Genomic DNA, 24,036 nt, shown 5'->3' with positions numbered 1-24,036 from the left:
CACCGCCCAAAATGAAAATTCAGACGACGAAGAGGAGCCGGAACACGACTGGGTAGAAGAACACCTGCGCCAAGCCCGCGCCAACTATCTGTTTGTGAACACCGAATTTGCGGCGAGCAAGGCCGACGCACACGCCCTGCTGCGCTTCATCGCTAATGGCAACGACGTATTCATCGTGGCCGAGAATTTTGGCGATTCCACCAGCGCGCTGCTCGATACGCTGGGCATCCGCACGCGCCTGGTGAAGCTGCCCACCCACGCCGGCCCGCGCGGTCTGCCCGTGCCCGATTCGGTGACGGTGCGCTTCACCAACCCCGCGCTGGCGGGCCCGCGCTACCGCCTGCCGGGCGGCGATGCTAACGTGCGCTTCTTGGTAGATTCGGGCCGCGTGGGCCGCGCCCTGGCCACCGATGCGCAGGGCCGCCCCGTGTTTGTGCGCCTCGATTACGGCCGGGGGCACGTGTATATGTGCTCGGTGCCCATTGCTTTCACCAACCAGTTTGTGCTGCGGCCCGCCAGCAGCCAATTTTCGGCCACGGCTCTCTCCTACCTGCCCGCCCGGCCCACTTGGTGGGATGAATACCAGAAGCAGGGCCGCCTCGGCAACCAGTCACTGCTGCGTCTCGTGAGCGGCCACGAAGCCCTGAACACGGCCTGGTACCTGCTCATTATCGGCGGGATATTGTTTGTGTTGGTGGAGGCACGGCGGCGGCAGCGCATTATTCCCACACTCAAGCCACTGCCGAATACCACCTTGCTATTTACGCGCACTGTCGCCAGCCTCTACCGCCAGGGCAGCAGCCACGCGCTGATTGCGGAGAAAAAGGTCGGGCTGTTTATGGATTACCTGCGCACCCGCTTCCAGGAAACGAGCCCGGATTTTGGCGATGAGGACTTTCGGGAACGGCTCAGCCAGAAATCCGGCCTGACCCGTTCCCGCGTTGATGAGCTGCTGCGACTGGTGAATTTCGCCCGCACCGCCCCGCAGATGAACGACCAGCAATTGCTGCAATTGAGCAGGGCGCTAACTGATTTCAAACGCGAAGCCCGCCGCTAACTACTTTTCGTCATGCTTACCGTGGCCAAACTTGCCATCCTCATCAAGTACCGCTGGGATAATCACCTGTTCAAAAAACAAGCCCTGGCGCAGGAAAAGGAATTGCTGGCCGATATCGACTGGTACGATATCGGCGAATTATTGCAGGACCTCAAGCTTTACCATAAAAACCTCGTTGCGGCCGAATACGCCAAAAAAATTCTTACTGACCTACGGCAGGTTTGCGCCGACGACGAAACCGCTCAGACCTTACTTGGCTACGCCAGCACTTTGTAGATGGAACCCGAAAACCTCGACCTGACTCCCCAATCGCCCATCACGGCACCGCCTGAATCTGTTGCCGCTTCGGTAACCACCGAAACTGCCAGTGCAACAGCCGCCGCTCCCGAAGCAGCTTTCGCCCCGCGCACCGATTTCGCCCGCCTCACGGCCCAAACTGAAGCCATCCGGCAGGAAATCGGCAAAATCATCGTCGGCCAGACCGATTTGCTGGAGCTGCTGCTCACCGCCGTGCTGGCCGATGGCCACGTCCTGCTCGAAGGCGTGCCCGGCGTGGCCAAGACCCTTATGGCCAAGCTGCTGGCCCGTACGCTGGCCGTGCCGTTCAGCCGCATCCAGTTCACCCCCGATTTGATGCCGAGCGACGTGCTGGGCACCTCCGTGTTCCGGCAGAACAAGGCCGATTTCGAGTTTCGGCCCGGCCCCATTTTTGCCAGCGTGGTGCTGATTGACGAAATCAACCGCGCCCCCGCCAAGACGCAATCGGCTCTGTTTGAGGTGATGGAGGAGCGCACTGTGACCCAAGACGGCACCACTTACGCCATGCAGGAGCCCTTCCTGGTACTGGCCACCCAGAACCCCATCGAGCAGGAAGGCACCTACCGCCTGCCCGAGGCCCAGCTCGACCGCTTCCTGTTTAAGCTACACGTGGGCTACCCCACTTTGGCTGAGGAAGTGCAGATTCTGACCGGCCACCACGGCGGCCAGGGCAGCACCAACCTGGAGGCCGTGCAGCCCATCCTCAGCGCCACCGACCTGGCCCAGCTGCGCCAGCAAGTGCGCCAGCAGCGCGTGGAGGCTAATATTCTGGAATACATCGCCAAACTGGTGGGTCAGACGCGGGCGCACAAGTCGCTGTACCTGGGCGCGTCGCCCCGCGCCTCGCTGGCCCTGCTGAACGGCGCCAAAGCCCTGGCCGCCCTGCGCGGCCGCGACTTCGTGACGCCCGAAGACGTGCAATTCCTGGCCCCCAGCGTGTTGCGCCACCGCATCATGCTCACGCCGGAGCGCGAGATGGAAGGCGGCACGCCCGATGAGGTGGTGAAGCAGATTGTCCAGAGTGTGGAAGTGCCACGGTAAGCATGAAGTATTCCACCGAGTGGCTGCTAGACCAGCTGGCGCAGGATGTCCGCGTCAAGTACCTGTTCTTCTGGGGTAACCAGCCCAGCAAAGACGGCAGCATCACCAAATCCTGCCTGAGCCAATGGTGGCTGGCCGATTTTGTGGTTGCGGGTATCACCTACCGGTCAACCGAGCATTGGATGATGGCCGAAAAGGCGCGGCTGTTCAATGACGATAATACCTTGGCCCAAATTCTGGCTGCCAAAAGCCCGGCTGAAGCCAAAAAGCTGGGTCGCGAAATCCAGAATTTCGAAGCCGAAACCTGGGAGGCGCGCAAGGTAGAAATCGTGATAGCCGGCAACCTTCACAAGTTCGGGCAGCACCCGAATCTGGCGAAATTTCTGCTTTCCACCAATGACCGGGTGCTGGTTGAAGCCAGTCCGGTGGATACCATTTGGGGCATTGGGCTGGCCGCTGATGCGGCCGATGCCGCAAATCCTAGTCGCTGGCTGGGGCCGAATCTGCTAGGCTTTGCCCTAATGGAAGTGCGGGACGAATTGCGGCGGCGATAACCGGGGACGGCCGTCGCGGGTTATCCCTCATTCAGCCCGCATTTCGGCCGGCTATTCTAATCCCCACTCGCCGCATCATGGACGTTCAACTCACCGATAAAACCGTTCTCATCACCGCTTCCACCGGCGGCATTGGCCTGGAAATGGCCCGCGCCTATGCCCGCGAAGGAGCCAAAGTCATCATCAACGGCCGCTCCGAGGCCAGCGTGACGCAGGCCATTGCCGAGCTGCAACAGGAGTTTCCAAAGGCCCAATTGCTGCCCCTGGCCGCTGATAACGGCACGGCGGAAGGCACCGCCCGCACCATCGCGCAATACCCTGAAGTGGACGTGCTCATCAACAACCTGGGCATCTACGAGGCCACCGATTTCTTCGACACCACCGACGAGGCCTGGCAGCGGCTGTTTGAGGTGAACATGATGAGCGGCGTGCGCCTGAGCCGCCACTACCTGCGCGGCATGCTGGCCCGCAACACCGGCCGTATCCTGTTCATCAGCAGCGAATCGGCCCTGAACCCGGCTCCCGAAATGGCCCACTACAGTGCTACCAAGCTCATGCAGCTCTCCATTTCGCGCAGTCTGGCCGAGCTGACAAAAGGCACCGCCGTGACGGTGAATACGCTCATGCCCGGCTCGACGCACACGCCCGGTGTGGAAGAATTCATCCGCCAGGTATTCCCCGACGAAACTGACTACGCCGCCGCCGAGCGCCGCTTCATGGCCGAAAACCGGCCCACGTCGCTCATCGGCCGGCTCATCCAGCCCAAAGAAATTGCTGATTTTGCGGTGTTCGTAGCCAGTCCGCTCGCCGGCGCCATCAACGGCGCGGCGCTGCGCGTGGACGGCGGCATCGTGCGTAGCGCGGTGTAAAGTATTATCGTGTAGACTTGAGGTGAAATTGCCGAATATTGCCTTTCCCTTCACCCCGGCTACCCTTGACGCTCTTTCTTACTTCCCGATTTTTCCAGGTGCTGGGGGCTATTGCCACCGGTTTCGTGGTGGCTTTTTTTCTGCCGTGGCTGCTGGGACCGATGAAAATCGCGCTCGGCCTGTTTGTAGTGTTGGCGCTGCTCGATGCGCTGCTACTCTATGCACCGGCTAAAGGGCAGACTGCGCCGGTATTTGGCCGGCGGGTGCTGGGCGAGAAGCTGGCCAACGGCTCGGACAACGACGTGCGGATTTACCTCGAAAACCGTTACCGGTTTCCCATCCAGACCGAGACGATTGACGAGATTCCGCACCAGTTCCAGCGGCGCGATGTGCTATTTAAAACTAGTATCCGGCCCGGCGAAACGCAGATTATCGACTACCAGCTGCGCCCTACCAAGCGCGGCGAATACGAGTTTGGGGCGCTGAATATTTACGCGGCCTCGCCGCTGGGGCTGGTGCGGCGGCGGTTTCGCTACGCGCAGGGCAAGGTGGTGCCGGTGTACCCTTCCTTCCTGCAAATGCGGCAGTACGAGCTGCTGGCCATTCACAACCGCCTCACGGAGGTGGGCGTGAAGCGCATCCGGCGCGTGGGCCACAGCATGGAATTTGAGCAAATTCGGCCCTACGTGGCTGGCGACGACCCGCGCAGCATGAACTGGAAGGCTACCGCCCGCCGCGCCGGCACCGGAGCCGATGACGCGCTGGTGGTGAACCACTTCCAGGACGAGCGCGCCCAGCAGGTATATTGCCTGATTGACAAAGGCCGCGTGATGCGCATGCCGTTTGACGGGTTGAGTTTGCTCGACTACGCCATCAACGCCACGCTGGTCGTCAGCAACATTGCCCTGCTCAAGCACGACAAGGCTGGCCTGCTCACCTTCTCGAACCGCCCCGGTGCCGCGCTGGCCGCCGACCGTCGCCCCGGCCACCTGCTGAAGCTGCTCGAAATCCTCTACCGCCAGAAAACCAAGTACCTCGAAACCGATTTCGAACTGCTCTACGCCACGGTGCGGGCCAAAATCAAGCAGCGCAGCTTGCTGATTCTGTTCACCAATTTCGAAACGCTGCACGGCATGCAGCGCCAGCTGCCCTACCTGCGCCGCCTGGCCAAGGACCATCTGCTGCTGGTGGTGTTCTTTGAGAATACCGAGCTACGGGCCTTCCTGGAAACTCCAGCCGCCACTACGGAAGAAGTGTACAACCAGACCATTGCCGAGAAATTCGCCCAGGAGAAACACCAGATTGTGCTCGAATTGCAGCGCTACGGCATTTATTCGCTCCTGACCGCGCCAAAGGACTTGACGGCGAATACCATTAATAAATACCTGGAATTCAAAGCCCGGGGACTAATATAGACCACGAATTCGCTCGGATTTTCGCGGATTTTACAGATTTTAGCTTGCGCTGACCTGCGGTTGTGGACGACTATTTGTAGGCGGTGGGGAAATCATAGATAACTGAATACAATGTGGAAGGCCGGTAAAGCAAGCGAATGGATGAAATGGCTGGTGCTACTGCTGGTGCTGACGACGCGCCCAATTGCGGCCCAAACTGCGCCCACTACCCTGCTGCCACTGCCCGCCGAAGCCAATTACGGTCAGGGCCGGCTGCTACTGAAAGCGACTTTGAAACCGCTGTTGCCAACTCCTGTGGACCCGGCGGTGGCAGATGCGGTGAGACGTACCATCGGCCGCCTCTCGCCAGCCACGAAAGTGATTGGTTCGGCCACACTGCAAATCCGCTATGGCCGCGTGGGCCGGCCCGAGCTGTTTGACGAGGAACGGTATTCGCTGCGCGTGACGCCGATGGGCGTGAGCATCGACGCCCCCACCAGCCTGGGGGTGCTGCGGGCGCTGGCCACGCTGGAGCAACTGCCGCGCACCGATAAAAAAGTGCGCTATTTGCCCGAAGTCGACATCCGCGACCAGCCCCGCTTTGCCTGGCGCGGGCTGTTGATTGACGCGGCGCGGCACTTCATGCCCGTGGCCGTCATCAAGCGCAACCTCGACGGTATGGCGGCCGTGAAGCTGAACGTGCTGCACTGGCACCTCACCGATGACCAGGGCTTCCGCATCGAGAGCAAGGTTTTTCCGCGTTTGCAGACGGTGGGCAGCACCGACGGGCTTTTTTACACCCAAGCCGAAGTGCGCGAGGTGGTGGCCTACGCGGCGGCGCGCGGTATTCGGGTGGTGCCGGAGTTCGACATGCCCAGCCACACCACCAGCTGGATTGTGGCCTACCCGCGCCTGGCTTCCAACGACTCAGTGTACGCGCCTTACACGCGCTGGCGCACCACCAACGTAGCCATCGACCCCACCCGCGAAACGACTTACACGTTCATCGATTCGCTGCTGACGGAGATGACGACGCTGTTTCCGGACCCTTATTTCCACGCCGGCGGCGACGAGAACGACGGCCGCAACTGGCGGCGCACCCCGCGCATCGTGGCCTGGATGCAGGCCCACAAAATGGTGAAGGCCGACGGCAAAACCGTGGACAAGCACCAGCTGCAAACCTACTTCAACCGCCGCGTGATGGTGCTACTGCAAAAGCGCGGCAAAACCATGATTGGCTGGGATGAAATCCTCGGCCCCGACCTGCCGAAAGAAGCCGTTATCCAAAGCTGGCGCGGCAAAAAAGGCCTGAACGATGCCGCCAAACTCGGCCACCCGGTACTGCTCTCGAGTGGCTATTATCTGGATTTGAACCTGACCGCGGCCAGTTCCTACACCACGGACCCGCTGCCACCCGACACGCCCCTCACCCCCGCCGAGCAAAAGCTGGTGCTGGGCGGTGAGGCCGCTATGTGGGCCGAATACGCCGACTCGGTGGTGCTTGATTCGCGTATCTGGCCCCGGGCGGGGGCCGTGGCCGAGCGGCTGTGGTCGCCGCAAGCGGCTACCCAGAGCGTAGCCGATGTGTACCGTCGACTGAACATATTGTCGCCCCAGCTGGAAACGCTGGGATTGCGCCATCGGCGCGTGCCTGAGCTACTGTTGAAGCAAATGGCCGGCAGCAGCAACGTGGTTCCTCTGCGCACGCTGGCTGAAGTTATTGAACCGGTGAAGGAGTACAAGCGCAATTTTCAGGGCTTCAACTACACGACGGCTACTCCGCTAAACCGCCTAGTGGACGCGGCCCCGGCCGAGTCTGAAGTGGCCCGCCGCTTTGCCGGGCTGGTGGATAGCGTGGTGGCTTTCAAGCCGGCTGCGCCGAACTGGCTGCCCGCCTCGCTGCGCCAAATGGCCACATTGCGGGCCCAGGCCGTGCGCTGGCAGGCGAATGATGTATTGCTCCAACCCCTGCTCGCTGCTAATCCAAGCCTGACCGAGTACGGCCCTCTCTCCACCCGGCTTGCCGCCGTGGCAACTGTTGTGTTGGAGCGCCTCACGCAACTGCAAACTGGCCAGACGCCCTCCTTGGCCTGGCTGGCCGCCGCCCGCGCCACGCTGGATGCCACGCAGGCCCCCGCCGGCCAAGCCGAGCTTGCCGTGGTGAAAGCCGCCCGCAAGCTGGCGGGGCTGTAGAGACGCATATTTGCGTCTCGTCGTTGAACGGCGACGTCTGTATAGTGCCCCCCATCGTTCGACGACGAGACGCAATTATGCATCTCTATACCAATCTTGCTTTGCCTACTTCTCCGTTACGTTTAGTACTTCCGCGCCTGGGCATCATCTTGGCGCTGATGCCCTTCCTGCTGCTCTGCGCCTTCAATCAGCCGTTTTTCGACGACTTCCGCAATGGGTACTGGATGCGGGAGCACGGCACCTGGGGCGTGCAGCTGTGGCTGTTTCAAACCTGGACCGGGCGCTTCACCACCACCTTCATCATGACGGTGCTGAACCCGGTGGCCTATGGCTGGCTGGGCGGCGTGAAGGTGGTGGCGGCTGGTGCGTTTGCTGCGCTATGGACTAGTCTGGCGCATTTGCTGCGGGCGCTGTGGCATACGGCTTTGCGCCGCGCCTGCTCTTGGAGCCAGGCACTTTGGGCGGCGGGGCTGCTATTGGCACTGTTCTGCAATGCTGCGCCCTCGCCGTTCTCGTTCCTGTACTGGTTTTGCGGCATAGTGGCCTATCAGTTGCCTCTGATGGGTTTGCTGAATTTCACGGCGCTGGCCCTGCGGGCGGGCTGGGGCCCGGAGGCAGCGAGGTGGCGTAATGCAGGACTGGCCTGCCTACCGCTGGTGCTGGCCCTCACTGGCAATGAGCTGACGCTGGTGCAGGCCGTACCCGTGCTGGCGCTGCTGGGTTTCGCCCTGCCAAAGGTGGCCCGGCCCAAGCTGGTGCTATGGCTGGGCATCGGGGCAGCGGCTACGGCGCTGGCGGCGGCGGCCCCCGGCAACTGGGCGCGCATAGCCGCCATGGCCCCGCCCTCTGACCCCTACCACACCTACCGCTGGCTCGTGCTGCTCCCTCGCGCCGCTTATTCGATGCTGCAGTTTCTTGTCAAGCCGCTGATTGTATCGAGTATGCTGGCTGCTGGGCTAACCGGGGCATGGATTGGCCGACATCAATTAAAGTATAGCCAAGCCTTGGTTTCGCTTTCCCGTTGGCAATGGGTCGCGATAATGTTGGCTTTTGGCACAGTGAATTTTATCGGTTTTCTGCTGTTCCGTCACCTTGTAGTTGGGCCTCCGCTGCCCCGGGCACAGAACGAAATTTTGCTTGTGCTCCTGCTCTCAACGGCTGGGCTGGGGTGGCTAGTGGGGCAGCAGCTTCTGTCTTCATCTAGTGGGGACAAGGCCCGGCAGCTACCGCTGCAACTGCTTTCACTCCTGCTTTTCATCGGCTTGTTCGGGGCCGGCCATACCCCGGAAGCCTGGCGGGAGCTGGCCACTAGTGCTGCTCCATTTGATGCTCAGATGCAGGCCCGCTTTGGCGCGTTGCGGACGGCGCACCGCGCTGGCACGCCTCAAGTAACGCTGCCGCCGCTACGCCTGCCCTACGGCCGGGTGCTGGCTCCGCTCCGGCAATTCAGCTCCGATATTGAGTTTGATATCGACCTCACGCCGGGCTGTGCGGGCAATATTAACGGCGTGATGGAACGCTACTTCGAGGTGCCCAATGTGTGCTGCGACGCGGCCACGCCGCCCCTGCCCGCCGCTCAATTACCTCGGGTCAATAGCTCAGATTAGCCCCGCAACGGCTAACTTGCCTATTATGCAAGCAGAAATTACCCGGGCGCTGGCCAACCTTGACTTTACGGCCATCGACTTTGAAACCGCCAACGAGCGCCGCGACAGTGCCTGCGCCGTGGGCGTAGTGCGGGTGCGCGGCGGTCAGATTGTGGAAACCTACGCCACCCTGCTCCGCCCCCGCGTGCTACGCATGGACTGGCGCAACCAGCAGGTGCACGGCATCTCGGAAGCCGAGCTGCACCACGCCCCCAGCCTGGCCGATGTATGGGCCCAGCTCCTGCCCTACCTGCACCAGCAGCCCGTGGCGGCTCACAATTCGGCCTTTGACGTGAGCGTGCTCGAATACACTTGCCGCGATTTCGGCCTGCCCATTCCCGCCTTCCACGCCCTGTGCTCGGTGAAGCTGGCCAAGGTGTGCTGGCCCCACTTCGAGCGCCACAAGCTCGACCACGTAGCCGGCCAGTTCGGCATTCCCCTCAGCCACCACGATGCGCTGAGCGACGCCCGCGCCTGCGCCGAAATCACAGTGCGGGCCTTCCGTTCGGGCACGGCCCTGCCGCTGTGCTTCAAGCAGCGTGAGCTCACGGCCGGGCTGGCGGCCCGGGCGGCGAAGCAGCGCATGGCTTTGGCCCGCTAGTTTTTCGGCTTTAAAACAGCACGGCCACCTGCATGCGGCCGGTGTGCACGGTGTTGAGGTTGCTGGCTTTGCGGCCGTCGTAGGCCAGCGTGATGTTGAGGCCGTTGCTGAGGCGCTGCTCCACGTTCAGGTTCCAGGTGAAGTTGCTGCCGGGGCGCAGGGCATTGAGGATTTCAATGGCCACCACGGAGTTGAGCGCGGCGGGGTCCACGTCGAACTGCACGCGGGTGAAGTGTGTGGCGGCCGAAATGGTGCGCTTACTTACCTGACTCAGGCGGGCTTCGAGGCCGAGGTCATCGAAAAGGCCGGGATGGGTTTCGGCCGGCGTGGGCGTAGGCAGCGTGGCCAGGGGCGCATCGAGGGTATTTTGCTTGAAGGTGTGGGCGTAGGTGCCCGTCAGGCGCAGGGAGGGCGTGGGCTGGTAGCTGATTTCGGGCTGGATGGCGTAAATCAGCAGGCGGTAGTTGCGGGCCAGCAGGTAGCTGCTAGTGGCTTCGCGAATGTCGCGCGAGCCAGTGAGCCGACCCGTGAACGAGGTAGCCAGCGTGCGGCGCAGCAGCAGGCTCTGGGTGGTGAGGTTGCGCAGGTCGGAACCTTGCGCCAGCAGCGTCTTCTGCTGCGTCTGCTGCACCGTGAATTCAGCCCCGAAAATGGGGTTCGACCGATTAAAATACAGCGTATTCCGAAACAGCTGATTGAAGGCCAGCAGCTGGTTATCCTCTTTATCGAAGCTAAACGGGCTGAGCCGTTTGAGCACCGACGGGTCGGTGGTGCGGCGGTCCACGGTGATGCTGGTGAGTGTGGCGAAGCGTGAGGCCGCGGCCCGCCAGCCGCCGGCTTCGCGCCAGCCGCGCGGGGCGGCCGTGGTGAGGCGGTAGGCCAGCCGGTTGGTGAAGGCGGTGATGTAATCGGTGGTGGGCAGGTACACTTTGATGTAGGTGCGGTACTGCGCATCCGGCGTCTGGGCCTCGAAAAACTCGTCCTTATCCTCGCGGTTGTTGCCGTTGAGGTCGCCGGCGTAGTAATGCGTGCCCTGCCCCGCCGGCACGGCCAGAAACGAGTAGTCGCGCTTCAACTCGCGGCCGGTGGCCACGCTGTAGTTCAGCTCGGAGCGAATCTGGTTTTGCAGCAGGCCGGCGTTGTAGAACACCTGGCCGAGGACGGTGCGGTTGCGGGCCAGCCCTAGGGAATCAAGGTCGCGGAAGGTGCCCAGTACCCGGATGTCCTGCGTTTTTCCTAAGCGCGAGGCCAAGGTGCCCTGCCAGGTTTGGGCGGTGCCGCGCCGTTGCAGGGCGTTTTGCTCGGCGTTGGGGGTTTGGTCCCGGCGGTAGGTATAGTCGAGGCGGAACTGGGTGCGGGCCGAGTCGCGGCTCTGGATAAACACGTCGTGCTCATCGAAATAATTGGCCGAGCGAATCGTATCCGTGGTGGCCGACGTGACCCGGTTTTTATCGAACCGATAGGCGTAGCCCGGCACAATTCTACCGCCCACGAAGCGGCCCGTAGCCTCCCCCCGCGCCCAGTTGGAATGGAAGCGGCCGGCATCCGAATTCAGCAGAAACAGCGAGCCGCGCATCTCCAGGTTGCCCACTTTCTGGGCCGCGTCCAGCCAGTGCTGCAGCCCGTTCACCTCGCCCGGCCGGAAGCGGCGGCTCAGGCGGTAGTTCACGCCATTGTTCGCGTCTTTATTAACCCCCGCGCTGAAATTGAAGATATTATCCTCCCGCGCCACCGGGGTGGTGCCGGTAGTGGCCGTGGTGCTTACGTTGCTCCAGTTGCGGTCAAACTCAATGTCGCGGTAGCGGTCTATCGGCGAAAAACGCTTGCCCGTGTACTCATAATCCAGGGTCGAGCGCAGGCGGTAATCCTTCAAAATACCCGTGACCAGCGCGGCGGGCAGGCGGCGGTCCTGCACCGCGTAGCCCACGTGCATGGCCCCGTCCTGGTCGCTCTCGGTCGAGAAGCGGTTGCGGTCGAGGCGCGAGCGGGCCACGTCGGCGAAAACCGTGGTGCTGCTGTCCAACTGGTAGCTGAGGCCGGCGGTCACCATCTGTTTCAGCAGCGGCGTGGGGATGAGGCGCACCGGGCGGTAGCGGCCCAGGCCCGGCCCCAGATACTCGTACACGGTGCCGTTAGTGGTGAGGAAGCGCGGGTTAGTACTACGGACATAATCGCCGTTGCCCTGGCCCACGTCGGTGAAGCGCACCGTGTAAGAGCCGCGCAGCGAGTCAATCGGCACATCGGCCCCCACGTAGGTAAACACCGGCACGCGCTGGCTGCCCGATACGCGCAGCTCGCGGTGGTACTGCACAATGCGGCGGTCATAGGCCACCGAATCGCCGCCGGTGGCGGTGGCCACGGCCACGTTGCCGGCCCGGCGCAGGGCGGCGCGCAGGGTGTCGTTCAGGTTGAGGTTGGGGGCATTGTCGGGGTTGTCGGCTTCCTGGTAGAGGTTGGCATGCACGTTCAGGCGGCCCAGCTGCTGGTAGTGGCTGGCGGCCACCAGCGAGCGGGAATAGTTGAGGTCGGAATACTCGAAATCAATCTTGATGCGCGAGTTGCGGGTGATGAGGTGGCGCGGCGTGAACGTGACTTCGGCCAAATTGTAGTCGATGGTGTAGTCGGCATCGAAGCCCCGGGTTTGCAGGCGGCCATCCAGATACACCTTCTCCGAGTTGGCCAGCACGATGATGAACTGCTCCCCATTCGGCCCATTGAGCCGGTACGGCCCCTGCACGTTCTCGATGGGCGGCACCTGAATACTGGCAAATTTGCCCTTCGCCACTCCGCCCGCTATCGACGTGGAGGAGCGCCACGCCAGCCCCTTGCGTACCCCGGCGCTGCTCACCGTCGTGCCCGTCACACCGGTCTGGTCGCCTCCAAGCGGCGCGCCGGTGCCGGGCACCTGCCGGTTAGGGTCCGTGAGCTGGGGCTGGCTGATGGCCGGCGGGTTGAGCGTGGCCGGCGACGGCCCGGCCACCCCACTGCCCGGCACCTGCCCGGCCACGCCGTTCAGAAACACCGCGTTGGCCACGCCCTGCGTTGCCCCGAAGCCGCTCAGCCCCACGATGGGCGGGCCGAAATTGGCCTCCACGGCCGCGCCCTGGATGTTTTTGTAGTAGCGCAGGAAGTAGTCGGGCTTGTTGCGCAGCACCACGTCGCCGGCCGTCAGGTTCCAGTTGGGGTTGGTGAGGGTGATGTAGATTTTGTCGAACTGCTGGAGCTGTTGGGTATTTCCTTCGGGCTGAAAGGGTACGTTCTGGTCAGAAATAGCGGCCGTGAGGTGAATATTCTCGGCCAGCTGGCCTTCCAATTGCAGGTTCAGGGCCGAGTTCACAAACACGTTCTGGGTATTGCCAAAGCTCAGCCCCCGGCTCAGATTCCCCGTTTTACTCACGCCCGGCGTGTTCAGAATCTGCTCTTTTACCGAGAAATCCTCGAACCGCGAAATCACCTGCCGGAAGCCCAAACTGTCCATCAGGCTGCGGGGCCGCCGGAAGCGGGCCGCCGTGAGCCGTAGCGGCAGCACCCGATAGCACACCAGAATGGAATCGGGCCGCGCCGCGCCGCTTCTGTCGCGCGGCGCGGCGCGCACCCAGCGGTAGCGGTCGGTGCGCCCGTCATAGTCCGCCCCGCGTCCATTGATGACCACCGACGACGGCACCACCGTGAGCGAATCCAGGAGCGCGAAGCTGGTCGTATCGCGGCCCGGCGCGAGGCGCACCCAGCGGCAGCGCCGGGTGCTGGGCGGCGGCGCTTCGCCCGTTTTAGCCGGCCGCGCCTGCGCCCACGCCTCCCGATTCATAAAAAACAGCGCCGCGACGAGCAGGCCCACCAGGGGGAAGCACAGGCGTAAGCGACGAATCATGTGGTAAAGGTCGGGGTTGGCAGGCGCACAACGCTCCACCCGAGAAGTTTGGTGCCCGGCCCCTGCGCACAGCTTGCCGGGCCTTTCCGCCGGCTTGCCCGGCTCTCCCGATGCCTTGCCGGCTTCATCCGACCACTTGCCGGGCCTGTCGGACGACTTGCCGGAGCTTCCGGATGCCTTGCCGGCGGCATCCACAGGCTTGCCGGGCCTTCCGGATGGCTTGCCGGGCCTTCCGGACGACTTGCCGGGCCTGTCGGATGCCTTGCCGACGGCATCGGACGACTTGCCGGAGCTTCCGGACGACTTGTTGCCAGCACCCGCTTACCCCGCCAGCGGCAGCTCGATGAAGAAGTCCGTCCCCTCCCCCACTTCGGTTTCAAACCAGATTTTGCCCCCCGCGCTCTCAATGCCGCGCTTGGCCACCGCCAGCCCAATGCCCGAGCCGCTGGCCTTGGTAGTGAAGTTGGGCACGAACACCTTCTCGCGCACCTCCTCCGGAATGCCCGCGCCATTGTCGCGGATGGCCACCCGGACACTGCCCGCGCCGGCCGCTTCCAAACTCACGTCGATGTGCGGGGCGCGGCCTTCGGGCACGGCCTGGCGGGCGTTTATCAGCAGGTTGTTGAAGGTACGGACCAGCAGGTTTTCATCGGCAAACACCACGTAGCGGCCGGTTTCGGCATCAGGCGGCAGGTGCAGGGCCAGCGCGCCGTCGTCGGTATCGGGCTGATGCAGGCCGGCGCAGCGGCGCAGCACGGCGGCCACGTCCAGCCGCTCGGGGCGCATGGTAGGCAGGTTGGTGAAGGTGCTGAAACTAGTGGCGATGTCGCTCAGCACGTCAATCTGGGTGATGAGCGTCTGGCTGATGCGCCCGATGAGCTCCTCGGCATTGGGCCGGCGCTCGGCAATGGCTTTTTGCAGGAATTGCAGGCTCAGCTTCATGGGCGTGAGCGGGTTCTTGATTTCGTGGGCCACCTGCCGGGCCATTTCGCGCCAGGCCGCCTCTTTTTCCTGGGCGGCCAGCTCGCGCTTGCTGGCCTCCAGCTTGGTGAGCATGGCGTTGTACTCGCGCACCAGCAGGCCGATTTCGTCGTCGGAGCTACGGTAATCCAGCAGCTCGTTTTCGCCGGTAAGCGTGGTCTTCGTAAGCTTCTCCGTAATGAGCTTGAGGGGAGCCGTGAGCTGCCGCGCCGCCACATACGCCAGCCCCAGAAACAGCAGAAACATCAGCGTGAAGATGTTCAGAATAGTCGTAAACAGCTCCGTCAGCTTGGTATTCAGTGCCTTTTCCGAGTCGAAAAACGGAATGCCCACGTACCCCAGAATCGGGCCGGTCGGCATGTCCATCTCATCAGCCGCCGACCCATCATCGTCGTCAAATGGCGAGCTGACCGAATATTTCACTGCCTTATCAGTAGCTGCGCCCGCCGGCAGCCCATGCCCCAGGGCGTGGCCCGCCAGGTCGGTTGCCACCTTTTCGCTAGCCCCGGCCCGCACCGGTAGGTACAGCGCATTGAACGACAGCGACCCGGCCCGCTCCGTGAGCAGCGCCCGCGGCCGGTTGCGCTCGCGCAGCGCCACCATGGCCTGCGGGTTCACCAGCGGCCCCAGCAGCCCGGCATCGAAAATGAGGGGCTGACTGCTGGCCAGCAACTCGCCGTGGGCATCGTAGAGGTTGAGGTCGGTTTCGGTGAGCGCGGCCACGTTTTTGGCTAGCGCGGCCAGCGTGGGGCGGGCAGTACTGTCGGAGAGCAGGTGGCGCTGCCGGCGCAGGCTTTCCAGCGCCAACTGCCCGCGCCGCTCGTAGGTCCGGGCCAGGTCGCGCTTGTACGAGTCGATGAGCTGGCTGGCCGTGGCCACGCTCACCACCAGCAACGGCACCACAATGCCCACGTTTAGAAGCAGCTGAATGCGGGTGCTGAAATTGAGCCGGGGCAGCGCCCGGCCGCGCACCAGCAAAGCCGCCCCACCCAGCAGCAGCCAGAAAAACGTCGACAGCAGAAACTGAAACGAAAAATTAGCCAGCCAGTCGCCCGCCGAATAGGTCGCCGTGGTCACCACCACGGTGCGGTCCAGGGAGCCGCGCACGGCAAACTGATGGAAGCCCTTGCGCGTAATGCCCGTTGTGTAGAGGCGCGGCTCGGCCAGCAGGGCCGTGGGCAGGCGGTTGGCGTAGTCGAAATCACCTTCGCTGTACACCAGCCGGCCGTGGTTGTAGCCGGCGTAGCTCAACTCAGTAGCCAGGCCAGGCTCGAAGAACTTCTGGTCCACCAGCAGCTCCGGCAGCACGCTATAGGAGGTGAGCTTTTTGAGTGTCAGCTCTACCCGCACCGCGCCCAGCGGCAGGCCAAAGCCCCCTACGCGCTGCCCCGGCACGGTGATGTGCGCCACGTAGCGCCGCGAGCCAAACGGATTATCGGACTGCACCAGAAACACGCCCGCCTGCCCCGTGGGCGTGGCAATGCGGGCCGTGGCCGCGCGGGCTTCGCGCAGGCTGGGCGTGCCTTTGGCGGCCCCCACCGGGTCGCCGGCCGCGTCATACAGCGTGATATTGCTTTCGTACTTGTCGAAATAGTGGCTCAGGTATTGCCGGGCAATGCGCTCGCGCACCGCCTCGGGCCGCCCAAAAGCGGCGGTGAGAGCGCGGCGCACAAAGGGGTCGACCGCAATTTTGTGCATCTGCTCACTCAGTAGAAACTCTCCCTGAAAATCGTTATCCACGAGCAGATTACCCGCCAGACGCTGCTTATCAACCAACACCTGCTTTTCGAAACAGGAATATAAAGCCAGCGCCCCGGTGGCCGACGTGAGGGCCAGCAGCAGCACCAGCAGCACCGAGGACTGGTAGTTGCTGATAGTGGACTCGGCCCGCAGGTTCACGGCCCGCACCAGTGCCGCAAACATTAACAAAACGCCCACCAGCAACAGCCACGGCTGCCCCAGTACCAGGCCCGCGCCCAGCACCGGCAGCGTAGCCAGCGCGGGGGCCAGCAGCAGCAGGCGGCGCGGCACGTGTTGGAGCAAGGCCCCCGCCAGCTGCGTCAGGCCGAACAGCCCCACCAGCCACGCGGCCGTGTGCAGCAGCACCGCCAGCGCCAGCACCACCCAGAAACCCGTAATCTGCACGCTCCGGCTCACATCAAGGCTCAGCTGCGAGCTACCAAAAACCGTGGTGTAATAGCTGAACAACAGCCCCAGCCAAACACAGAAAGCGCCCCCCACTACCACGGCGACCACCACCTGCCGGCTCAGCGCACGCGGGGCCCGCACCCGCAGCGGCACCTGAAAGTACCGCCACAACGCCCCGCCTCCCACGGCGGCGAGCAAGGCCAATAAGGAATCCAGCAGCAAGTCCCCCAGCGAAGGAGCCCACCACGCCGCCGCATACACGCGCGGGTCAAACAACGGCAGCTCAATAAAAGAATAAGGCAGCCCCAGATACAGCAGCAGTGCCCGCAACACCACCAACGGCAGCACCAGCGCGGCCACGGCAGTAATAGCCCGTCCGGCCCGCCAGCAGCGCCACGCCAGCAGCAGCCACCCCAAAGCATACAGCAGGCTGCCCAACGCCAGCAAACCCAGCGGCACGTACTGCCCGGTGAGCGGGTTGGGCTGCAAGCTCCTGATGGAAAACAGGTAATGCCCATCGGGAGCTTCAAACCGAGCCGGGCCGTGGGCCGCGCTATCCGCCACCACCTTTAGCTCCAAGCCCCGAAACAGCGCCTGCTCGCCGCCCTCCCGCAGGTAGCGGTTGCTGATGCTGTAGTGCCGTTCCAGGGGCAAATAAATGAGAATCAGATACCGCCCCGCCAGTCGGCGCAATTGCAGGAAATGCCCTCCCCGCGTTTCTACCAGCCGTTCGGCGGCAGTTGTAGCCGCTTCCGCCTCGGGCCGCAGTGTAGCATCGGACCAGTAGCGTAGTGCTCCGTTTTCCAGCACGCAGGTGGGGTACGTAGTTTGGGCAATGAGCTTTTGGAAGCTGTAGTTGCCGCGTGGCAGCTCGGCGGCTACCGTATCAGCTTCGCGGCGGGCCGTGGCTTCGGCGTTGCGCACCAGCTGTTGCAGGCGGGCCACGTCGGTGCGCTGCACCACGCCCGGCGTTTGCGCGTAGCGGCTGGCCAGATATCCGCCCACAAAGCACAAAACAGCCCCCAGCAACAACAGCCAGGGCAGCCGCCGCCACGAGGAAGCTGATTTTACGGATGGGCCAAGGGCAGAAGTCGGGCGCAAAAAAGAAGAGATGAAATCGTTAATCCGGCGCACCGTCGGCAGCACGCCCAAAGTAAACACGTTACCTAGTCACGAAGCCCCTCTATTCTCCGAAGCATCATCATTATTCAAATGAAATGCCTGATGCGGAAGGGCTGCAATGTAAGGAACCTGCAAAATCCAAGCCTAATAAAAAATGCTGCCCTTCGGCAGCATTTCCACAATCCACAATACTTTTATTTCTACCGACTTAGATAGCGGGGGTCGAAGCTAGCGCCGCCAAAACCGTAGAGCATCACGGCCCGTGAGTAACGGAACAGCAGCGGCGTTATGACCAGCACGGCCGCCGCCACCGTTGTCACATACACCCACAGCGGCGGGTCGCTGGCGAAATAATAGAGCAAAAATCCAATAGCCAGCAGCACGCCCGTCGAAAAACCCGAGCTGATGTACATCGCGCCGTAATAAAAACCTGGCTCCGGCTCATAGGTCTGCCGGCAGACCGGGCAGGCTTCGGGCATTTCCATAAACTTGGTGCTCAGCGCCGGGTGCGTAAACAGCTTACCGGTATGGCAGCGCGGGCAGCGCAATTCCAGCAGTGCCCGGCCCGTCGATGGAATAGCCGTAGTGGGGTGCTCCACTAGGCTTTGGCCGCCTTGGGATGCGTGCGACGGTACCAGAAATAACCTACCGCCCCCATCAGGATGTAGGGCACGGTCATCATGTACACGATACCCTTGTTAAGACCGGCCACATCGTAGTCGTCGCGCTCCTGCCGGGCCGCTTCTACCTGTGATTTACACATGGTGCATTGCGCCCGGGCCGCTAATGGGGCCAAACTCAACATCACGCCCAACAGCAGGGCCAAAGCAGCAGCAAAAAAAGGCTTTTTCATAACTAAATCAACACGAGGATTAGCGCAAAGTTTCTTGGTATCAGGCATAATACGGCGAAATCATGAAATACACGATAACGCCCGTCACCGACACATACAGCCACACCGGAAACGTCCAGCGCGCAATGGCCTTATGCTTGGTATATTGCCCCGTGAGGGCGAAATAAAGCGTAAACAGCACCAGCCCTACCGTGACTACCGCCAGGCTGATGTGTGTGAGCAACAGAAAGAAATAAACAGTCCGAATAGCCCCAACCCCGCCAAAATGCGTGCTCTCCACCTGTGAATGGTAGGCCACATAAGATAGCAGAAACAGCCCACCCAAGGCAAAGGCAGTGCCCATGGCCGTGCGGTGCGCCAGCACATTCTTCTGCCGGATAAAGTAAAAGCCCACCAGCAGCGCAACGGCGGTCAGCGAATTCAGGCCGGCATTAACGGCCGGCAGCATGCGCAGGTAAGCATCGGCCCCTTCAATCTTGAAAATTCCTTTGAAATAGAAAAGCACTGCGACCAGCAGCGGCACCACTATTCCCAAGCCACCAAGGATGATTTTATAGCGCGTATAATCGCCGGGAGCCATCACCGGCGGATGCAGTTGTTCAGTGGGGGTGTTCATAATCGTAAAGCTGCACGGTTACTTCCGTGAGTAAGCGGTCTATTTCGCGTCCGTCGGTACCATCGTAAATGCCCCGCACCCGGCGCTGATTGTCAACCAACAACAGCCGGCCAGCGGGGATGTTGGCCGTGTACACGGCCCCCGGCAGCCGCTTGGGGTCCGCCGTCAGGCGGAACTCCTGTTGGGTAAGTCGTTTGAGGGTGTCGGCGGCACCAGTCAGGAAAAACCATTTGCCGGCAATGGTCCCGTATTGCTCAGCCAGTTGGGCAAGCGCGGTGGTTTGGCCGGGGTTACCATTGAGCACAAAGGTTACCAGGCGCACGCGGGGCTCGTGCCGAAATTTCTCCTGCACCCGCAGCAATTGGCGGGCTACACGGGCACTGGCCTCATCTGCACCAAAGAACTGGGCGATGTAAAGCCCCTTACCTAGCTCCTGACTGCTCACCTCACGCCCATTGGACGAAGGCAGCTGAAAAGGTGCGATTTGGTGGAAAACAGTATCGCGCTGCCACTCCCCGCCAACCTGTGTGGAATCCACACGGTCGGGCAGGTAAGTTGGCAGCGCGTAACGGTTGGTACCGAAGCGGAACAGGAATAGAAAAGCCAGTACCGGCACCAATAGCAGCAGCCCCAGCAAAAGGGTTTGGCGGGGCCGCATCCGCTATTTAAACATGTTTTGCAGGACTTCGCCGATGAACGAGCCTTCGGTAATCAGGGCCACAAGCAGCCACACCAGCAGCGCAACTGGTACCAGAATGGTCCAAATTAGACCTTTGGTCTCGTGCTTCAGGTGCATGAATTCGCCCACGATGAAGAAGGCTTTCATGATGGTGAGCACGATGAAAATGCTGTTGCGCAGCGTGCTCGGGTGCATCAGGAATACGAAAACGAATTCGACAGCTGTGATGCCAACCAGAATACCAAATACACGCCAAATCCAGGCGGTGTTCGGCTTGGCAATTTCGCCCGGAGCGAGGGCATGTTCAGTAGTTGCGTGAGAAGCCATTTAGGGGAGAATTATAAATTCTGATTTATTAATTATGGGTTGGGCTGATTGCCGTTCCCATAATTCGAAAGTCAAAATTCAAAATTTGTAATTGTGATTAAACGAGGTAGAAGAAGGTGAATACGAATACCCACACCAAGTCTACAAAGTGCCAGTAGAGGCCGATTTTCTCAATCATCTCGTAGTGACCGCGCTTTTCGAATGTGCCGTTGGTGGTGGCAATGAAGCACCAAATCAACAAGCAGACGCCCGAGAATACGTGGGTACCGTGGAAGCCGGTGATGAAGAAGAACAAGTCGGCAAATAGTACCGGGCCGTATTGGTTCATCGCCAGGTTAGCACCGTGGAACACGGTGCCGTCGGCCATTACCGTGCCTTCGGTGTGGCCGTGGATGAAGTGGCTCCACTCCCAAGCCTGGCTGGCCAGGAAAGTGCTGCCGAACAGGATGGTCCAGAGCAGCCATTTCTGCACATCGGCTTTGTCCATGCGGTGGCCGGCTTCTACGGCCAACACCATCGTTACCGAACTCAGAATCAGAATCATGGTCATTAAGGCCACGAAACCGAGGGGGACGTTTGCCTCGCCCATGCCGGGGAAGGCGTTGAATACGTGGTCGGGAATGGGCCACCACCGCGTGCTGAACACAAAGTCTTTGGCTTCGCCGGTGAATACCTCGTGCTTATGGCGAATCATGCCATAGGTGGTGAGGAAGGCTGCGAAAGTAAATGCGTCAGAAAGCAGGAAGAACCACATCATCAGCTTGCCGTAGCTCGCTTTGAAGGGTTCGTTGCCGCCATCCCAGTTGCCGGTGCGCGGGGCGTCTTGGGTAGCGGAAGCCGCGGGGTGCGGCAAAGTGGTCGATTGGGCCATAGCAGACAGCGTAACGTCGTTTTAGTGGTTCAAAAGTAAGAACAAATACAGGTACAGCCAAAGCCCACCCAGGAAGTGCCAGTATAAGGTAGCGTTGCCGATGGAGAGCAGGGCACGCGAATGCACCTGATAATTAAGCGTCCGCTTGAGGACGACGGCCAGAAAAATAAGCCCCGTGACTAGGTGAAAAGCGTGCACACCCATCAATACGTATACGAACGAACCGGAAGGATTGGCATCAGCGCCACCAAAGTAGGTGTTGCCCGCCACCAAATCGCCGAAGCTGTGGTACTGCCCCACCAGAAAAGCCAGACCCAGTACCAGCGTGATAATCAGGCCGGTTTTGACTCGACTAATTTCGTCCTTACGGGCTGAAAAATAGGCCCATTGCATGCTGGCACTGCTCAGCGCAATCAGGATGGAGTTGATGAGCAGCGAACCGGGCAAATCAAATTCGCGCCAGTTGCCTTCATCACGGCGCACAATGTAGCCGCTGGTGAAAGCCGCGAACATCATCACAATACTGAAAATAAGCAGGATGAGCAGCACCCGCTTAGGGTGCCAGCCAAGTCCAACTTCCTTTTCGGATAACGTTTCAGAAGGATTCATAAGCTAATTATTAGGTATTGGTTGTCCGTTTTTAGGTGCCGATTGTCTGATTTATCCAAGTCCACCTGGCGACAAACTATCAACAACTGACGGCTATATTTTGTCCAGCACCAAAGCAATTTGTACGATGGGCAGGTATAGAAAAGAGGCAAACATGATGCGCAACGCCGCCTTGCGCGACTGGGTGCGCATGAGCTGCACAGTGAGCAGCAAAAACAACACCCCAGCGACTACGGCCACCAACGCCGAAATGCGCCCCGAAATATTAAATTCCAATGGCAACAGGCTCAGCGGAATCAGCAGCAACGTGTAAGTCATTATCTGGAACGCGGTGCGCAGGTCGCGATTGCCAGGCGTAGGCAGCATCTTGAAGCCGGCCCGCTTGTAGTCGTCATCGGCCACCCAAGCAATGGCCCAGAAGTGCGGAAACTGCCACATGAATTGAATTCCGAACAGTACCCAGGCTTCCACGCCGATATAGCCGGTAGCGGCTACCCAGCCAATGAGCGGCGGCAAACCACCCGGGATGGCCCCTACCGCCACGCAGATGGGCGAAATAGTCTTCAACGGCGTGTAGATGAAGCCGTAGAGAATGAGTGACAGCAACGACAGGCCGGCGGTGAGCGGGTTGAAGAAAAACCACAGCAGTGCAAATCCGGCCACGCCCAGCAACACGCAGAACACCCACGCCTCCGCTGGCGATATAATGCCTAGCGGCAACGGGCGCTTGGCCGTGCGGGTCATTAGCTTATCCAGTTCCCGCTCGTGCACCTGGTTGATGATGTTGGCCGAGCCGGTGACGAGCAGGCCGCCCAGCATCACCAGCAGCGCCCGGCTCCAGCTAAGCTCGTGCGCGCCCAGCATGTACCCAATGGCGCTGGAAAACGCTACCGTGAGCGAAAGCCGGAATTTGAGCAGCTGAAAATAGGCGCGGGCCTTAACCATCAATCGTACTTATAATTTCGTCGCCCGGCCCAACTTGTCGAAGCTGGGCCCAACGGGGCCGCAAAGTTACGCAACAACCTGCCGGGGTGCATCTGTGGGCGCAATAGTTTCCGAGCTTTTGCAGGCGCGGGCCACGGCCAGCAGCGTCAGGAACTGCACGCCGAATAATACAGTAGCCAATGTGAGGTGCACCGGCTGCACTGCCGCTGGCAGCGCAAATGACGCCAACACGATACCCGCCAGTATTTCCAGCCCAATGAGAATCAGCGTCGCGGTAACCAGCTTGCGCAGACGTGACTGGGCTAACTGCCATAGTTCGTAGCCCACATAAACGTTTAGCAGCAATACTGCGGCCGACATCGTGCGATGCAAGCTGAACACGCTACCAAGCTTAGCAACCCAGTTTTCGCGCCCCACATAGCCCACCGCAGCTGATACAATATCAACCTGCTCCCGTACTTGCGTCCCGAGCACAATCTGCCAGAAGGTGAGCAGGAGTGTTGCCCAGAGCCAGATTTGTAATCTCGCGGCCGGCCGTGCTGCTTCTGACGAAGTACTGACTGGCGCTGCATTCGATATTCTCGATGCAGTGTTGCCTTGCCCCTTGCGCGCCCGGTCAACCGCATACAGCAGCAACGCGACTATCACCAGCGCAAGCGCCATGTGCACCGTCACCATCACGGGCAGCAAGTTGGTAGAAACGACCAATGAGCCTAAATAGCCCTGCACACCTGTCAATAGAAACGAGGCAAAAGCCAACCAAAAGATGACCCGGTCCCACCGCCAGTACGGCCAGGCGAACACAACCGTGAGAAAAACGAACACCCCAATCAGCGCCCCTAACAAACGGTTCACATATTCAATCCAGGTTTTCACCGGGTTGAAATCAGTTTCGATGTATTGCGTGGGATGCGCGAAGATGCTTCCCGCAACTTGGGCAAAGCCCATTTTTTGCAACGTGCGAGCTAGCTTCTGATTCTTGGCGACCCGCTGGGCAGTGTATATCTCTTTGTAATTGGCAGGCAACTGGCTGGCTTCTGTGGGAGGCACCCAGCTACCGAAGCATTTGGGCCAATCGGGGCAGCCCATGCCGCTACCGGTACTGCGCACGACGCCACCCACCAAAATCAGCAGGTACACGCTCACAACTGTGAGAATACCAACAAAGCGGAAACGTCGGACAGCAAGGCTCAGGTGAAAATTATCCATGATATAAAGGTGGCTGCTACTATTTGCACAAAACAGCTAGCGCATAGAATTGAAGTGGGCTAGTAATACCCGTGAAACAAAAACGGGCCGCCGGTTAGGCGGCCCGCTTCGGGACTTTACCAATTGAATTGGTTA

General features: G+C 61.0%; 20 protein-coding genes. 9 read left to right on the top strand and 11 right to left on the bottom strand.

Annotation, left to right across the window (positions count from 1 at the left end; translation table 11 throughout):
• The 9 genes from AAFH49_RS16525 to AAFH49_RS16485 form a co-directional block, all read left to right on the top strand.
• The coding region (locus AAFH49_RS16525) for a DUF4350 domain-containing protein (RefSeq protein WP_342299902.1) at positions 1-1,057 on the top strand (1,057 nt) is incomplete at its 5' end.
• Positions 1,058-1,069: 12 nt separating this feature from the next.
• Positions 1,070-1,333, top strand: coding sequence for a hypothetical protein (locus AAFH49_RS16520; RefSeq protein ID WP_342299901.1), 264 nt, complete (start codon positions 1,070-1,072; stop codon positions 1,331-1,333).
• Complete coding sequence (locus AAFH49_RS16515) at positions 1,334-2,416, top strand: AAA family ATPase (RefSeq protein WP_342299900.1); 1,083 nt, start codon at positions 1,334-1,336, stop codon at positions 2,414-2,416.
• Positions 2,417-2,418: 2 nt separating this feature from the next.
• Positions 2,419-2,970 carry a riboflavin biosynthesis intermediates N-glycosidase gene (locus AAFH49_RS16510; protein WP_342299898.1) on the top strand — a complete coding sequence of 184 codons (552 nt, stop codon included), beginning with the start codon at positions 2,419-2,421 and terminating at the stop codon, positions 2,968-2,970.
• Positions 2,971-3,047: 77 nt separating this feature from the next.
• On the top strand, positions 3,048-3,839 hold the full coding sequence (locus AAFH49_RS16505; RefSeq protein ID WP_342299896.1) for an SDR family NAD(P)-dependent oxidoreductase: 792 nt from the start codon (positions 3,048-3,050) through the stop codon (positions 3,837-3,839).
• Positions 3,840-3,904: 65 nt separating this feature from the next.
• The gene (locus tag AAFH49_RS16500; RefSeq protein WP_342299894.1) at positions 3,905-5,254 is read left to right on the top strand and encodes a DUF58 domain-containing protein; all 1,350 of its coding nucleotides are present in this window, start codon (positions 3,905-3,907) and stop codon (positions 5,252-5,254) included.
• Between the two features lie 111 nt (positions 5,255-5,365).
• On the top strand, positions 5,366-7,426 hold the full coding sequence (locus AAFH49_RS16495; RefSeq protein WP_342299893.1) for a beta-N-acetylhexosaminidase: 2,061 nt from the start codon (positions 5,366-5,368) through the stop codon (positions 7,424-7,426).
• A gap of 101 nt (positions 7,427-7,527) precedes the next feature.
• Positions 7,528-9,033 carry a hypothetical protein gene (locus tag AAFH49_RS16490; RefSeq protein ID WP_342299892.1) on the top strand — a complete coding sequence of 502 codons (1,506 nt, stop codon included), beginning with the start codon at positions 7,528-7,530 and terminating at the stop codon, positions 9,031-9,033.
• A gap of 25 nt (positions 9,034-9,058) precedes the next feature.
• Positions 9,059-9,673 (top strand): 3'-5' exonuclease, encoded by a 615-nt coding sequence (locus AAFH49_RS16485; protein WP_342299890.1) that lies wholly within the window; start codon positions 9,059-9,061, stop codon positions 9,671-9,673.
• A gap of 10 nt (positions 9,674-9,683) precedes the next feature.
• Here the strand turns inward: AAFH49_RS16485 and AAFH49_RS16480 are convergent, their stop codons facing one another.
• From AAFH49_RS16480 to AAFH49_RS16430, 11 genes are all read right to left on the bottom strand, one after another.
• Positions 9,684-13,541: a hypothetical protein gene (locus AAFH49_RS16480; RefSeq protein WP_342299889.1), complete on the bottom strand. Its 3,858-nt coding sequence runs from the start codon at positions 13,539-13,541 to the stop codon at positions 9,684-9,686.
• A 321-nt stretch (positions 13,542-13,862) separates the two neighbouring features.
• Positions 13,863-17,771, bottom strand: coding sequence for a sensor histidine kinase (locus AAFH49_RS16475; protein WP_342299887.1), 3,909 nt, complete (start codon positions 17,769-17,771; stop codon positions 13,863-13,865).
• Positions 17,772-17,992: 221 nt separating this feature from the next.
• Complete coding sequence (locus AAFH49_RS16470; RefSeq protein ID WP_342299885.1) at positions 17,993-18,391, bottom strand: DUF983 domain-containing protein; 399 nt, start codon at positions 18,389-18,391, stop codon at positions 17,993-17,995.
• Positions 18,391-18,645 (bottom strand): hypothetical protein, encoded by a 255-nt coding sequence (locus AAFH49_RS16465; protein WP_342299883.1) that lies wholly within the window; start codon positions 18,643-18,645, stop codon positions 18,391-18,393. The genes AAFH49_RS16470 and AAFH49_RS16465 overlap by 1 nt, the downstream gene beginning before the upstream one ends.
• A gap of 40 nt (positions 18,646-18,685) precedes the next feature.
• The gene (locus tag AAFH49_RS16460) at positions 18,686-19,261 is read right to left on the bottom strand and encodes a DUF420 domain-containing protein (RefSeq protein WP_342299881.1); all 576 of its coding nucleotides are present in this window, start codon (positions 19,259-19,261) and stop codon (positions 18,686-18,688) included.
• Positions 19,245-19,919, bottom strand: coding sequence for a hypothetical protein (locus AAFH49_RS16455; protein ID WP_342299880.1), 675 nt, complete (start codon positions 19,917-19,919; stop codon positions 19,245-19,247). Before AAFH49_RS16455 ends, AAFH49_RS16460 begins: the two co-directional genes overlap by 17 nt.
• A 3-nt stretch (positions 19,920-19,922) precedes the next feature.
• Entirely contained in the window at positions 19,923-20,267 is a 345-nt protein-coding gene (locus tag AAFH49_RS16450) for a cytochrome C oxidase subunit IV family protein (RefSeq protein WP_342299878.1), read from the bottom strand.
• Between the two features lie 97 nt (positions 20,268-20,364).
• Entirely contained in the window at positions 20,365-21,138 is a 774-nt protein-coding gene (locus tag AAFH49_RS16445) for a cytochrome c oxidase subunit 3 (protein ID WP_342299876.1), read from the bottom strand.
• Positions 21,139-21,159: 21 nt separating this feature from the next.
• Positions 21,160-21,747, bottom strand: coding sequence for a cytochrome c oxidase subunit 3 (locus tag AAFH49_RS16440; protein ID WP_342299874.1), 588 nt, complete (start codon positions 21,745-21,747; stop codon positions 21,160-21,162).
• 93 nt (positions 21,748-21,840) lie between these two features.
• On the bottom strand, positions 21,841-22,692 hold the full coding sequence (gene cyoE / locus AAFH49_RS16435; protein WP_342299872.1) for a heme o synthase: 852 nt from the start codon (positions 22,690-22,692) through the stop codon (positions 21,841-21,843).
• A gap of 66 nt (positions 22,693-22,758) precedes the next feature.
• Positions 22,759-23,901, bottom strand: a complete 1,143-nt coding sequence (locus AAFH49_RS16430; protein WP_342299870.1) for a COX15/CtaA family protein — start codon at positions 23,899-23,901, stop codon at positions 22,759-22,761.
• Positions 23,902-24,036 lie beyond the last annotated feature (135 nt).

It is taken from the genome of Hymenobacter segetis, assembly GCF_038448715.1.
In the GTDB taxonomy this organism is placed as follows: Bacteria; Bacteroidota; Bacteroidia; order Cytophagales; family Hymenobacteraceae; genus Hymenobacter; species Hymenobacter segetis.
The sequence above is the reverse complement of the archived record's forward strand: the minus strand, read 5'-3'. Positions and strand labels throughout refer to the sequence as shown.

Bases quoted from the DNA above. Each gene is read 5' to 3' on its own strand.
- AAFH49_RS16495 (WP_342299893.1), top strand. From the start codon at position 5,366: ATGTGGAAGGCCGGTAAAGCAAGCGAATGGATGAAATGGCTGGTGCTA.
- AAFH49_RS16450 (WP_342299878.1), bottom strand. From the start codon at position 20,267: ATGGCTTCTCACGCAACTACTGAACATGCCCTCGCTCCGGGCGAAATT.
- AAFH49_RS16485 (WP_342299890.1), top strand. From the start codon at position 9,059: ATGCAAGCAGAAATTACCCGGGCGCTGGCCAACCTTGACTTTACGGCC.
- AAFH49_RS16515 (WP_342299900.1), top strand. From the start codon at position 1,334: ATGGAACCCGAAAACCTCGACCTGACTCCCCAATCGCCCATCACGGCA.
- AAFH49_RS16445 (WP_342299876.1), bottom strand. From the start codon at position 21,138: ATGGCCCAATCGACCACTTTGCCGCACCCCGCGGCTTCCGCTACCCAA.
- AAFH49_RS16460 (WP_342299881.1), bottom strand. From the start codon at position 19,261: ATGAACACCCCCACTGAACAACTGCATCCGCCGGTGATGGCTCCCGGC.
- AAFH49_RS16510 (WP_342299898.1), top strand. From the start codon at position 2,419: ATGAAGTATTCCACCGAGTGGCTGCTAGACCAGCTGGCGCAGGATGTC.
- AAFH49_RS16430 (WP_342299870.1), bottom strand. From the start codon at position 23,901: ATGGATAATTTTCACCTGAGCCTTGCTGTCCGACGTTTCCGCTTTGTT.
- cyoE (WP_342299872.1), bottom strand. From the start codon at position 22,692: ATGGTTAAGGCCCGCGCCTATTTTCAGCTGCTCAAATTCCGGCTTTCG.
- AAFH49_RS16520 (WP_342299901.1), top strand. From the start codon at position 1,070: ATGCTTACCGTGGCCAAACTTGCCATCCTCATCAAGTACCGCTGGGAT.
- AAFH49_RS16505 (WP_342299896.1), top strand. From the start codon at position 3,048: ATGGACGTTCAACTCACCGATAAAACCGTTCTCATCACCGCTTCCACC.
- AAFH49_RS16480 (WP_342299889.1), bottom strand. From the start codon at position 13,541: ATGATTCGTCGCTTACGCCTGTGCTTCCCCCTGGTGGGCCTGCTCGTC.
- AAFH49_RS16440 (WP_342299874.1), bottom strand. From the start codon at position 21,747: ATGAATCCTTCTGAAACGTTATCCGAAAAGGAAGTTGGACTTGGCTGG.
- AAFH49_RS16465 (WP_342299883.1), bottom strand. From the start codon at position 18,645: ATGAAAAAGCCTTTTTTTGCTGCTGCTTTGGCCCTGCTGTTGGGCGTG.
- AAFH49_RS16455 (WP_342299880.1), bottom strand. From the start codon at position 19,919: ATGCGGCCCCGCCAAACCCTTTTGCTGGGGCTGCTGCTATTGGTGCCG.